This is a genomic window from Pontivivens nitratireducens (genome assembly GCF_011290545.1).
GTDB classification, from domain to species: Bacteria; Pseudomonadota; Alphaproteobacteria; order Rhodobacterales; family Rhodobacteraceae; genus Pontivivens; species Pontivivens nitratireducens.
On record NZ_CP049811.1, the window covers coordinates 2,272,589 to 2,285,582 of the forward strand.

12 protein-coding genes are annotated in these 12,994 nt (G+C 60.7%); 8 read left to right on the forward strand and 4 right to left on the reverse strand.

Annotation, left to right across the window (positions count from 1 at the left end; all coding sequences use genetic code 11):
- Positions 1 to 12: 12 nt before the first annotated feature.
- Both ppk2 and G8E03_RS11240 read left to right on the forward strand, forming a co-directional pair.
- Positions 13 to 885 carry a polyphosphate kinase 2 gene (ppk2, locus tag G8E03_RS11235; protein ID WP_166191799.1) on the forward strand — a complete coding sequence of 291 codons (873 nt, stop codon included), beginning with the start codon at positions 13 to 15 and terminating at the stop codon, positions 883 to 885.
- Positions 878 to 1,495, forward strand: coding sequence for a TetR/AcrR family transcriptional regulator (locus G8E03_RS11240; RefSeq protein ID WP_166191802.1), 618 nt, complete (start codon positions 878 to 880; stop codon positions 1,493 to 1,495). Before ppk2 ends, G8E03_RS11240 begins: the two co-directional genes overlap by 8 nt.
- Here G8E03_RS11240 and G8E03_RS11245 read toward each other — a convergent pair.
- Entirely contained in the window at positions 1,479 to 3,251 is a 1,773-nt protein-coding gene (locus tag G8E03_RS11245; protein ID WP_166191805.1) for a sensor domain-containing protein, read from the reverse strand. The genes G8E03_RS11240 and G8E03_RS11245 overlap by 17 nt on opposite strands.
- 154 nt (positions 3,252 to 3,405) lie before the next feature.
- Between G8E03_RS11245 and G8E03_RS11250 the strand changes: the two genes are divergently transcribed.
- From G8E03_RS11250 to G8E03_RS11265, 4 genes are all read left to right on the forward strand, one after another.
- Positions 3,406 to 3,819 carry a DUF2852 domain-containing protein gene (locus G8E03_RS11250; RefSeq protein WP_166191808.1) on the forward strand — a complete coding sequence of 138 codons (414 nt, stop codon included), beginning with the start codon at positions 3,406 to 3,408 and terminating at the stop codon, positions 3,817 to 3,819.
- Between the two features lie 85 nt (positions 3,820 to 3,904).
- Positions 3,905 to 4,378: an RDD family protein gene (locus G8E03_RS11255; protein ID WP_166191811.1), complete on the forward strand. Its 474-nt coding sequence runs from the start codon at positions 3,905 to 3,907 to the stop codon at positions 4,376 to 4,378.
- Positions 4,379 to 4,474: 96 nt separating this feature from the next.
- Positions 4,475 to 5,284 (forward strand): arginyltransferase, encoded by an 810-nt coding sequence (locus G8E03_RS11260; protein WP_166194147.1) that lies wholly within the window; start codon positions 4,475 to 4,477, stop codon positions 5,282 to 5,284.
- 240 nt (positions 5,285 to 5,524) lie between these two features.
- Positions 5,525 to 6,148 (forward strand): hypothetical protein, encoded by a 624-nt coding sequence (locus G8E03_RS11265; RefSeq protein ID WP_205793082.1) that lies wholly within the window; start codon positions 5,525 to 5,527, stop codon positions 6,146 to 6,148.
- A gap of 80 nt (positions 6,149 to 6,228) precedes the next feature.
- Here G8E03_RS11265 and G8E03_RS11270 read toward each other — a convergent pair whose 3' ends face one another.
- From G8E03_RS11270 to G8E03_RS11280, 3 genes are all read right to left on the reverse strand, one after another.
- Positions 6,229 to 8,592 (reverse strand): TRAP transporter large permease, encoded by a 2,364-nt coding sequence (locus tag G8E03_RS11270; protein ID WP_166191817.1) that lies wholly within the window; start codon positions 8,590 to 8,592, stop codon positions 6,229 to 6,231.
- Positions 8,593 to 8,622: 30 nt separating this feature from the next.
- Positions 8,623 to 9,522, reverse strand: a complete 900-nt coding sequence (locus G8E03_RS11275; protein WP_166191820.1) for a TRAP transporter small permease subunit — start codon at positions 9,520 to 9,522, stop codon at positions 8,623 to 8,625.
- Between the two features lie 92 nt (positions 9,523 to 9,614).
- Positions 9,615 to 10,697, reverse strand: coding sequence for a TRAP transporter substrate-binding protein (locus tag G8E03_RS11280; RefSeq protein WP_166191823.1), 1,083 nt, complete (start codon positions 10,695 to 10,697; stop codon positions 9,615 to 9,617).
- A gap of 207 nt (positions 10,698 to 10,904) precedes the next feature.
- Between G8E03_RS11280 and G8E03_RS11285 the strand changes: the two genes are divergently transcribed.
- Together G8E03_RS11285 and G8E03_RS11290 are read left to right on the forward strand one after the other, a co-directional pair.
- Positions 10,905 to 12,317, forward strand: a complete 1,413-nt coding sequence (locus tag G8E03_RS11285) for a cache domain-containing protein (RefSeq protein ID WP_205793091.1) — start codon at positions 10,905 to 10,907, stop codon at positions 12,315 to 12,317.
- On the forward strand, positions 12,314 to 12,946 hold the full coding sequence (locus G8E03_RS11290) for a response regulator (RefSeq protein WP_185803315.1): 633 nt from the start codon (positions 12,314 to 12,316) through the stop codon (positions 12,944 to 12,946). The genes G8E03_RS11285 and G8E03_RS11290 overlap by 4 nt, the downstream gene beginning before the upstream one ends.
- Positions 12,947 to 12,994: the final 48 nt, after the last annotated feature.

The window sequence follows — 12,994 nt, forward strand, 5'->3', positions numbered from 1 at the left end:
GGGGACATCACGATGAATGATCTGGTCGGACAAATCAGCGATTATTTCAACGATGAGGCGCCCCAACATGTGCGCGATCTGATCGAGGACTCCCGCAAGAAGGAAATGCTCGATCCGTCCTATCCATATGAACACCGGATGGACCGTGATGAATACGACGAAACGCTCGAAGCGCTCCAGATCGAACTGGTCAAGATGCAGGACTGGGTCATCCGCACCGGGGCCCGGGTCGTCGTCATATTCGAGGGGCGTGATGCCGCAGGCAAGGGCGGCACGATCTCCCGCGTTCGTGCGAACCTGAACCCGCGCGTTGTCAAGACCGTGGCATTGCCCAAGCCCAACCCAACCGAGGCGGGCGAATGGTATTTTCAGCGGTATATCAAGCATTTGCCAAGTTCGGGAAACATCACGCTGTTTGATCGCAGCTGGTATAATCGCGGCGTCGTCGAGCACGTGTTCGGCTTTTGCACGCCCGAGCAGCGCGAACACTGGTTCACTCAGGTTCCCAATCTGGAACGAATGCTGGTGAATGATGGCGTGCACCTTATCAAGATCTGGCTGAACGTCGGCCGGGCGGAACAGTTGCGCCGCTTTCTGGAGCGGGAGGAAGACCCGCTGAAGCACTGGAAACTGTCGGAAATCGACGTGAAGGGGCTGAGCAAGTGGGACGCCTACACAGACGCAATCACCGAGACGTTGACCCGCACCCATACCGATGTCGCGCCGTGGACCGTAGTACGCTCCGAGGACAAACGCCGTGCGAGGATCGGTGCGATCCGCCATATCCTGTCCCGTCTGCCCTGCGATCTGGCTGACAAGGCTGCCGTCGGAACCCCGGACGAACAGATCGTCGGGGGACCGGATTTGATCCTGCGCGATGCCTGAGCGCAAAGGCTATCATCACGGAAACCTGCGACAGGCTCTGGTCGAGGCGACCCTCACCCTGATCGAGGAAAAGGGCCCGACCGGGTTCACCCTGGCTGAGGCCGCGCGGCTCGCCGGGGTCAGCGCCGCCGCACCCTACCGCCACTTCAAGGGCCGCGAGGATCTGATCGCAGAGGTGGCGTTACAAGGCTACGAAATGTTCGCAGACCTGTTGGAGCACGCCTATGACGAGGGCAAGCCATCCGCCCTCGCCGCGTTCGAGACTGTGGGCCGGGCCTATCTGCATTTCGCGCGGGTTCAACCCGGGCACTACATCGCGATGTTCGAAAGCGGTGTGTCCGTCCTGGGCAACCCCGAACTTGCCCGCGTGTCGCAACGCGCAACCGACGTTCTGGACCGCGCGGCGGAGGCTATGATGCAACATCTGCCAAAGGGCCAGCGACCGCCTGCCAGCATGGTCAGTCACCATATCTGGGCGATGAGCCACGGCGTCGTCGAGTTGTTCTCACGCGGGGCGCCGGGGGCCCGCGCGCCCTTCTCGCCGGAGGAGCTGCTGGAATCGGGGATAGGCATCTATCTGCGCGGGCTCGGCATCATTCAGAAGGACTGAGGCACGAATTCAGGTCACGCAGCAATGTGTCGCGCGGGCGGCTGGCGAACGCGGCCAATGCCTCCACATCCATGGGTTTCGAGAACAGCCAACCCTGCAAGACGCTGCACCCCATTTCGCGCAGAATACGGGCCTGTTCCATCGTTTCCACCCCCTCGGCCACGATATCGACGTTCAATGTGCGCCCGATTTCGATCATGGCGGCAATCACCCGCCGGGCGTGGTCCGACCCGTCCAGCGCCGCCGTGAACTGCCGGTCGATCTTCATCCTGTCGGGGCTCAACCGCAGCAAGCTGACGATTGACGCATAACCGGTGCCGAAATCGTCAATCTCGATCTCGATTCCCAAGTCGCGAATGCGGTCGATCTGCCATTGCCAAGTGGCATCGGTTTCATCGAACAGGACCGTTTCAACCAGTTCGAAGCTGAGGCTACCCGGCGCGAGGTTCAGCGCCCGCAATTCGTCGATCAGCTCCGATCCGCCCAATCGCTGGGCGGAAACGTTGACCGACAGGCGCGGGATGTCGATGCCCCGCTCGCGCAGGTTCTTCATATCGACGCAGGCACTTTGCAGGATCATCGAATCTATGGCGCCCATCCTGTCGTCGCGTTCGGCAACAGCCGCAAACCGGCCCGGTGCCAGAATGCCATCCTGCGGATGGTGCCAGCGGGCCAACGCCTCGACCCCGCAGATCTCGAATGTATCCGCGCGCACCTGAACCTCGTAGACGGGGTGAAACTCCCCCCGTTCCAATCCGCGGATCATGTCGTCGGACAGCCGGTTTTCCAGCTTCATCTCCGCATCCATCGAGCGGGAGAAGATCTCGACCCGGCCGCGTCCGCCCGTCTTGGCACGGTAAAGTGCTACATCGGCGTTCAGCAGCAACTGCCGGGGTTCTATCGTGCCAAAATCCGGCAGCGCCACGCCGATCGACGCGCCGGTCCGGCATTCGACCCCCTTGCATCGCATCGGTTGCGACAGCCGGTCAACCAGACGTTGCGCCATTGCCAGAACGCGCGACGCTTCACCGGTATATCCGCACAGGATCGCGAATTCGTCGCCCCCGACACGTGCCACGAAATCACCAAGGCGCGATTCCTGTACCATTGTCGTCGACACCTGGCGCAGGACGTAATCGCCCATGAAGTGGCCGAACGTGTCGTTGATCTGCTTGAACCTGTCCAGGTCGATGTGCAGAACGGCCAGCCTTTCCCCCTTGCGCGCCGCTTCCTCCAGCCGTCGCTCCAGATATCTGCGGTTCGCCAGCCCGGTATGGGCATCGTGCAGGCTGACATATTCGATTTTTTCGTTCGCCTCCGCCAGCAGCAGGGCGCGCTGCTCCGCCTCCCGCTTGAGCAGACCCAGATCGTGGATCGCGCCCAATTGCTGATCGCGATATTCGGTTATGTCGAACAACAGCCCAGCGATTCCCGGCGTTCCATCCGGTAAGGTGATGATCACCTTCTCCACCAACCACAGGCGTCCGTCGGCCGTTGAGCGTTGCGATACGCTGCGCCCCGAATGCAGACACCTTCTGTCCTCCTCCTCCACCAATATGGCATCATATGTCTGGCACGATCTTCGGTCAGGTCGCTCCGAGGTGACGGTATTGGAAAACAGCCCTTCAAATGCTGGATTGGTATAGAGGTATTGCTGCTGCGGGGTCTTGATGAACACTGGCGATCCCAGCGTCCCGATCAGTTCACCGAGTATTTCCAGCGTGACAGGGTTTTCTACCCGTTCCAAAACCTGCATTCGTACCCCCGGTCCGATCTGTACGCACAGCATCGGGGCAAAGTCCTACCGTAAGGTTTACGCCGCACGAATTTCGCAGATGGTGCTTGAACGGAGACATCCGCTCCCCCAAATATGTTAATGTGAATAACATTTACATTTGGAAGGACCCCCGATGACAACCGCCACCGCCTACCTGCACAACGCCGAAAGCTGGCTCGACCAGCGGGGCAAGGGCGCCTGGATCGCTGCCATGGTGCTCGGCTTCATCCTGTTCTGGCCTCTCGGCCTCGCCCTGTTGTTCTATATGATCTGGAGTAAACGTATGACTTCGCCGAAATCCTGTGCGCCCTGGCGCGCCCGCAGCCACACCTCACGCTCATCCGGCAATTCCGCCTTCGATGCCTATCGTGACGATACGATCCGCCGGCTGGAGGAAGAGCAGGAAGCGTTCCAGGCCTTCATGGAGCGGCTGCGCAATGCACGTGACAAGGCCGAATTCGACCAGTTCATGAACGACCGGCGTGAGCGTGCCGACACGCAGGACACCACCGAGGCCGAGACGACGCCACGGCAGAATTTCGACTGAAACGTCCGCGCGACCCGAATGCCTCTTCGCGTTCGGGTCACGGCACCCCATATGACAAGCATAATCACTTAACGGAGCGGTATAGATGAACACCCGAGCCTACAATCCAAACTACCGCCCCGACCGGGCGAGCGGCCTGCCCGATCCGCAGACCGACCCGCAATTCTATGATGGCGTCCCGGCCAAGAGGCTGATTGCCTGGGTCTTCGACATCGTGCTGATCACGGTGCTGTGGTTCGTCTTCGGTCTGCTTACGCTGGGTCTGGGGTGGCTGCTGCTGCCATTCTGGGCGGTCATCAGCTTCGCCTATCGTACGTTCACCCTGACGGGGCGCTCGGCAACGTGGGGAATGCGGATGATGGGAATCGAGATGCGCGACGGCTTTGGCCAGCGGTTCGGTCTGGGTCAGGCGCTGGTGCATACCGGCCTTTACACCGTATCGCTGATGTTCATGATTTCGCAGATCGTCAGTGTCGTCCTGATGGCGGGCACCGCGCGTGGGCAGGGTCTGCATGACATCCCCCTCGGGTCCACCGCGATCAACAGCCCGATGGGCTGAACGCAATCGGGTCGGATACGTTGACACCCCGACATATTCGACCCACTCTTAACGGATCACGAAACGCGCCCGCTGGGCGGCTTACACTTGGGTCCGATGCGCTATACCCCGCCAAACCTGCCGCAGTTCTACGTGACGGCACCGCAGCCCTGCCCCTATCTGGATGGCCAGATCGAGCGCAAGCTGTTCACGGCCTTGCAGGGTGGCGATAGCCAGCGATTGAACGATGCCCTGTCCGCGCAGGGATTCCGCAGATCGCAAAACGTGCTCTACCGGCCCTCTTGCGTGGATTGCTCGGCCTGTCTGTCGGCACGAATTCGCGTGGCGGATTTTGCCCCCTCCCGCAGCCAGCGCCGGATCATTCGCAAGAACGGCGATCTGGACCGGGCCGGCACGTCCCCCTGGGCGACCGAGGATCAGTACATGCTGTTCCGCCGCTATCTGGACCGGCGGCACGCGGATGGTGGCATGGCGGACATGGATATGTTCGAGTTCGCGGCGATGATCGAGGAAACGCCGGTGCGCAGCCGCGTTATCGAGTACACCGATGCGGAGGGGGCGCTGACGGCCACCTGCCTGACAGACGTGCTGAGTGACGGCGTTTCGATGGTGTATTCGTTCTTCGACCCGGACGCGACCTCACGTTCGCTGGGAACCTATCTGATCCTCGACCACATCGAAATCGCGCGGGAGGCGGGCCTGCCCTATGTCTATCTGGGCTATTGGGTGCCGGGCTCACAGAAAATGGCCTATAAGGCACGGTTCCGGCCCTTGGAGATCTATCTTAAGGGACAGTGGCAGGATTTGACGGACCCGGCCAATGTCGCGACCGGTCCGCAACCGGTCCAGATGGATCGCATCCAGGATCAGGTCGCCGCCATCCAGTTGCCGGACGGAAACGTTTAGGCGCCACCGCTCTCTCTCTATAAAAAATGATTTCGCAGGTTTTCAGTCGGCTCTGACATGACCGACAGAAGGCCTGCGACCGCAGTGGCCCGTCACTGTCGAACATTCAAGATCTGTAACGATATCAAATCTGTGATCACCTCATGTGCAACGAAAGTGAGAGGCACACGTTATCGCACTGTCCCGTCAGATTCGAAGGGGCAGTTTGAAACAGATGAGAGGATATCTCAGATGACATTTATGAAAAAAACTTTGGCAGCATCGACCGCGCTCGCACTTGTCGCGGCACCCGCATTCTCGCAGACCACACCTACCGTGAACGCCGAAGCCAGCGCAGAAGCGCAAGTTCAGATTGAAAAAGACGGCGACAACGGCGTGAATTCCGTCGGTGACGCGCTCGGCGCGACCGGCGATTTCGCAACCGACACCGTCGGTGGAGCAGTCAATCTGGCCGGTGACGCCGTGACCGCGACTGGCGAGTTCGTGGCCGGAACCGGATCCGCGATCACGGGCCTGCTCGAAGGTCCGGGCGCTGACATGACGACCACTGCCACCGTCTATCGCTTTGTCCCGGCTGAGGAGCTGGACGCCCGCGTCGCCAAGGGTACGCCCGTCACCGGCTTGGATAATGCGTCCCTGATCGGCGAATACGTGACCACCCTCGACGGCACGCAGATCGGCCGTATTGGTGAGGTTGAGCGTACTGAGGCCGGCGCCCTGCAAACTCTGACGCTGGATACCAACGTCACGGATGCCGAATTCAAGCTGATGGCCAGTGCGACCACGAAAACGGATGATGGTATCATCCTTGCCCTGACAGATGCCGAATTCGTGGCAATCGTCGAGGCCACCGAAGCAGACTGATAGCTTCCTGCCTTTAACGAAAGGGCCCGCCCGGTCACTACACCGGGCGGGCCCTTTTGCGTTTGGAGTGTTCGTTCAGATCAGTTCGACAACAGATCCGGCACGATGGTCACGATGGACGGGAACAACCAAAGCAAGCCCAACCCAAGCATCTGGATCGCAACGAATGGCAGAACGCCGCGATAGATGTGACCGGTCGTGACGCTGACCGGCGCGACACCACGCAAATAGAACAGCGCGAACCCGAACGGAGGCGTCAGGAACGAGGTTTGCAAGTTCACCGCAATCATGATCGTCACCCATTTCGGATCCAGCGTCCCGCCATAGATCACCGGCCCGACGATTGGGATCACGATGTAGATGATCTCCAGGAAGTCGAGGACGAACCCCAGGATGAACAGCACCAGCATCACGATCAGGAAGACCTTGAGCTCACTGTCGAAGCTCTTGAGGAAATCCTGGATATAATGCTCCCCGCCGAAGGAAATCAGCACGAGGTTCAGCAACTGGGAGCCGATCAGGATCGCGAACACCATGCTGGTAACCTTCGCGGTCTCACGCACCACGGGGGTCAGAACGCCCGTGGTCCACAGGACCCAGCAACAATAGAGCAATGTCAGCATCGTGATGGCGTAGCAGATCAGCGCCACGACGAAGGCGATGTAGTTCTCGACCGATACCTGCTCGAGGGAGATACGCAGATCGAAGGTCGTGCCCAGGATCAGCATCAGAGCAATCGCGAGAGTGCCGATCAGAACCGGCAGCGCAGATCGCTCGGGGTCTTCCTCCAGCTTGCGATAGGCCGCCAGCAGCAACGCACCCGCAGCCCCCAACGCCGCCGCCGGTGTCGGGTTCGTGATTCCACCCAGGATCGACCCCAGCACGGCCACGATCAGAACCAGCGGCGGGAACACGACCCGTAGCAGATCGTTTTCACCCAGACGCGAGGCCACGTGGCGCATCGACCACAGCAAAGCCGCGAACGGAATGGCCAGGATCAGGAACGTCGTTCCGGGTGAAGTCAGCGGCCCGATAAACGCCGCGTCCAGTACGATGCCGGCTGCTATGGCGCCAACCCCAACAAAGATCGGCAGCATCGGCCGGTTGGGCGCGGTGCCGATGGACAGGGCCAATGCGATCCCCGCCATGACCCATACCAGCATCAGGTTGGACGAGAGCATCGGCGCATTCTGAATCGCGCTCGCCCGTGCCTCTGCCATCTGCTCAGGCGACAGCACACGGTCCTCCTGGGACAGCGCGCCGCCATCGGCGTCGATTTCGGCTTGCTGCGCGACGGCGAGGTCCCATTTGTCCTGGCCGTGCCGCTCGATCATCGAGGCCTGACAATCGGCGGAGACATTGGTGCGCAGCACCGCCTGCTGCCCCTGTGCGGCGATGGTCGAGACATTGACATTCTGCGACCCGGACAGTCCCACCGTGCTCAACCCGATGGCGAACAGAATGATTGCGACCGGAACACCCAGATACCAGGTAACGTTATGATAGGGGCCGACAATCTTGACCTCACCGGGTCCACCACGCACGGGCGGAGCCTTGTCGGGGAACACCATCGCGAAACAGAACGCATAGGCGGCGTAGAGGAACGCGAGGAAGATGCCGGGCAGCAGGGCCGCCTGAAACAAGGTGCCGACCGACAGGACCGCAGGTTGGCCCAGATACGTCAACGCGTCCGGGCACATGTTCGCCTGCGCGAATTCCTCCTGCGCGGTGGAGTACAGATCCCCCGCGAGAGTGCCCAGCAGAACGATCACGATGGAGGGCGGAATGATCTGTCCCAGCGTTCCCGACGCCGCGATCACGCCGGTGGACAGTTCGGGTGAATATCCGCTGCGCAACATGGTCGGCAGGGCCAGCAGGCCCATCGTCACCACCGTGGCACCGACGATACCTGTCGAGGCGGCGAGGAACGCGCCCACGACCACGATGGACACAGCCAGCCCGCCGGGCAGCGGTCCGAACACCCGCGCCATCGTCGTCAGCAAATCGTTCGCGATGCGGGACCGTTCCAGCGTGATCCCCATCAACACGAACATCGACACGGCCAGCAACGTCTCGATCGACGGGCCGGCAAAGACACGCTCGTTCATCCGGTTGGTAATCAACGCGATATTGCGATCAAAGGCGCGCTGCCACCCCTCCGCGAACAGAGGTTCCACATAGGTGGGCAAATCTGGATATCGAAACAGCGAAATCGTGTCCCGCGCCACACCGCTGGCGACCAGTTGCGCATATTCCGCGGACCGGTCATCGACCGCCTGATGCAGCAATATGCCCGCATCGCTGAGCAGCGCCAGTATGAAGAAGGCGATGATGCCCGCACCACCGATGGAAAACGCCACCGGGTAACCCGACATGATCGCCCCGAACAGGCAAGCGAAGGTGATAATCAGGCCAATCTCGACCCCGTCCATACCGAACAACATGTGATCCGTGCCCCTTGGTGTTTTGTGGCTTTAGTGGATTTCGGACGCGGTCTCGGCGATTTCATCGCCCAGCTGGTCCTTGTCGATATACTTACCGTCGCTTTCCGGCCCCTCGATGCATTCCAGCAGCGAACGGTAGAGGAAAGACCACGCCATCAGGAACATCAGACCGGCAAATGCCAGGATCAGAACCTTGAACAGGATATAGGCGTTAAAGCCGTTGGGACTGAAACCGATGGTTTCGATATCCCAGCGAACGACCTGCGCCCTGCTCAACATCTGATCGAGCGTATTGGTCACGGCGACGGGCGGGCGGATCATGTTGCGCCACATGAAGTACCAGGCGAACATCCAGATGACCACGGTCAACGGCATCAGCAACAGGGCCGATCCCAGCATATCCACGATCTTCTTCGTGCGATATTTCGCGCCAGCATAAAACAGATCGACCCGCACATGACCGCCCTGCACGAACGTGTATCCAACGCAGAGCGCCACGATCAAAGCGTTGTAGAGTTTCAGCTCCTCGGACCACCACGATATGTCCTGGGTAAAGCCGACATCCCCGATCCCGAAGGTGATCGCCCCCTCACGGAACAGACGTTGCAGAAAGATGATGACGACCTGTTGCAGCACCAGCAACAGCGCCGCATAGGCGAAGAACCGGCCAAGCGTGTTCTGGCCGTACTCGATCACCCGCACGACCCCCCATAGGAACGGTCGGTGAAACAATCCGGCAATCAGAACAGCGGTAAAGATCGCGAGCAGTGCGAAAAACAATTCCGTCGACGCACCGTAAAAGATGAACCGCATGAGGCTTTCACTGTCCTCGAACCAGTTCAGCCACGCGCCCGGATTTGCCAAAGCCACAAAGATGCCGGCCACCCCGGCCCACAGATTGCCAAAGAACCAGCTCAACGCATCAAGCATCGCACACCCGTCGGATTATTGAAGGAAGAGGTCCGGCCCACGAACCGGAGAAACGGGGCGCATATCGCTGCGCCCCGCCAATGGTTCGGCTATCAGCCCAGAATGCGCTGACGCTGCTTCATGAACACGCCCGAGGAATCGTTCACCCATTTCGAGCTGGATTCCTGCGAAGCCATCGCGGATTCATAGGTGCGGCGATACAGATCGTCGCCCATGCTCTCTTCGATGACCTCCTGCGAGGCGGCGTAGAACGCATCCCAGACATCATCGGGGAATTCGTGCAGTTCGACACCGGCGGACTGAAGACGCTCAAGCGCGGCCGCGTTCTCGGAGAGGAACATGGACAGCGTGTTCATGTTCGATGCCGCGCAGACGGTTTCGATGATCGTCTGATGCGACGCCGACAGTTCGTTGAACACGTCGAGGTTGGTGGTCAGGGTCAGGGCGGGGCCAGGCTCATGGAAACCGGCGGGGTAGTAGATCTTGGAGATTTCCTGGAAACCGGCCTTCTCATCCGCCCAGGGGCCGATCCACTCGGTTCCGTCGATCGCGCCGGATGCCAGCGCCTGATAGACCTCCGCACCGGGAAGGTTCTGAACGGATGCGCCCAGCTTGGACAGCACCTGACCGCCCTGCCCCGGCATCCGGAACTTGAGGCCGTTGAAATCCTCGGCGGACTCGATCCGGCGAGAGAACCAGCCACCCGCCTGTGCGCCGGTATTGCCTGAGAGGAACGGCTTGAGGTTGAACAGCGCGCCCAGTTCGTGGTTCAGTTCCATTCCGCCGTCGGAATAGTACCAGGTGTTCATCTCCTGCGGTGTCATGCCGAAGGGAATCTGCGAGAACAGGGCATAGGCAGGGTGCTGGTTAAGGAAATAGTAATCCACACCGTGATACATGTCTGCCTGACCGGAGGAGACGGCGTCGAACACTTCGAAGGCGCCAACCAGTTCGCCTGCGGCCTTCAGCTCGACCGTCAGCGCACCGTCGGTCGCGGCGGTGATCATGTCCGCACAGTATTGCGCGCTGTCATGCACACCGGCAAGACCGCGACCCCATGTCGTGACCAGCGTCAGCGTGCGGCGACCCTGCGCATAGGCGGGTGCGGCCAGCGTCGCTGCGGCGGCAGTGGAGCCACCGATAGCTGTGTTCTTCAGAAAAGAGCGACGATCCATTTTTTTCTCCCTATAACGCCCACCCTTGAATGGGCGGATCGATAAACAAGACCGATCCTAAACAAATGCCGCGCGGCGTGGAATACCCATTAGCCCGTAGATCCGGAATTAAATTGCGCCGCGCCCCCACGATCAGGCACGACGCGACCGTAACTGTTGACCTTGACCGCGCGACGGGGCTTGATACTCCATTGTCCGTGGACTTCCATGATTGATCGACAACGTTTCCAGCTCAACCTGACCTACGGCCAGAAGATCTTCTTTCTGGCGACGGTTCCGCTGGTTCTGGCGATGGGCAGCATTGCCGGGCTGGTCGCCTATCAGGCGCGCCAGCTGGCCGAGGATGAAATCGCCTTTCTGGAGGAAACCTTGCTGGAGGCAAAGCAAGGTGAGTTGCGCAACTACATGGCGCTGGCCCGCAACGCGATCTATCACATCTACGGCCCCGCCGGGCCCGACGATCAGGAGGCCAAGAACCGCGCCACGCAAATCCTCGCGGCGATGACCTACGGAAAAGACGGGTTTTTCTTCGTTTACGATTACGACGGCGTCAACCTGGTCAGCCCCAAGCAGACGGACCTGATCGGCCGCAACCTGATCGACCTGACGGACGGATCGGGCACGCCGGTGGTGGAGCCGCTGATCGCGCTGGCCCGCAACGGCGGCGGCTATCACGAATATGTCTGGCCCAAGCCATCCAGCGCCGAGGAAAGCCCCATCGTCAGCTACGTCATCGGGCTTCAGGACTGGCAATGGGCGATCGGCACCGGCATCTTTATCGACGACGTTCGCGCTCATGTCGCCGTCAAGCGAGCGGAGATGGAGGCCCGGATCAAGGACACATTTGTCTGGATCGCGGCGATCACCCTGATTTTTCTTATCGGCGTCTTTGCCTCGGGAATGCTGATTAATCTGCGCGAACGGCGTCTGGCGGATTCGAAACTGGCCGTTCTGACGCAGCGCATCGTTCACACGCAGGAGGAGGAGCGCGCCCGCGTCGCACGCGAATTGCACGATTCCATCTCGCAAATCCTCGTCAGCATCCGCTACGGGCTGGAACTGGCGAAGCGCAAGATCAAGACTGGTGCTGATGACCTGGAGTCGACGCTGCAAAAACCGTCCGAGGGGCTGACCCTCGCCATCAAGGAGGTGCGCCGCATCAGCCGCGACCTGCGCCCCGGCGCGCTGGACGATCTGGGCCTGTCCCCCGCCCTGAAATCGCTGGCCGAGGAATTTCAGGAACGCACCGGGATCGTGACACGGGTCGATACCGTCGCGGTGCGCAACTCCCTCTCGGTCGAGGGGAAGACGGCGCTGTTCCGTGTCGCGCAGGAGGCATTGACCAATGTCGAACGCCACTCCGCCGCGACCGAGGTCGTGCTGCGCGTCATCCTGCACCGCTCCGGCGCCTCGATGACGATCACCGATAACGGCTGCGGATTTACACCGTCGCGCCGGGGCGGTACGGGCATTGGTCAGCGCAACATGGCCGAACGGATGGAGCATCTGGGCGGCACCTTCCGCATCTCATCCTCGACTAGGGGGACGCGCATCGAGGCCAGCCTGCCAGCCTGCCACCTGATGTCCGGTGCCCCAACGGAGCAGAGAAAGTTCGCATGATCCCCATTCGCGTCATCCTTGCCGACGATCATCCCCTTGTTACCGAGGGGGTAAAGGCGGTGCTCGAAACCTTTGACCAGATCGACCTGATCGCCTCCGTCACGAACGGCCGCGATGCTGTCACCGCCATCGAACGGCTGGATCCCGATATCACTCTGATGGACCTGAACATGCCCGGCATGAACGGGCTGACGGCGACGGAACTGGTTCTGGAACGCGACCCCGCCGCCCGGATCATCATCCTGTCCATGCACGACAACCCCGAATATATCGCGACCGCCCTGCGTCATGGTGCAAAGGGCTACCTGCTCAAGGACGTTCCGACCGAGGAGATCGTCGAGGCGATCGAGAACGTTCATGCGGGGGAAACCTATCTGTGCACCGGAATCGATGGCGCGATGCAACCCACCTTGGACTGCGACCGCGAACCCCTGACCAGCCGCGAACAGATCGTCCTGCTGCGCCTCGCCCGCGGGTTGTCGAACAAGGAAGTCGGGCGCGAACTCGAAATCTCCGTACGCACGGTCGAAACCCACCGAAAGAACATCAAACGCAAGCTGGCGATCGAGACGACGGCAGGCCTGACCCGCTACGTTCTGGAAAGCGGCCTGCTGGGGCTGACGGACTGATCCGGGCGCGCCGCCCCCGGAATCGATTCGCACCCCTCCGCCCCGATA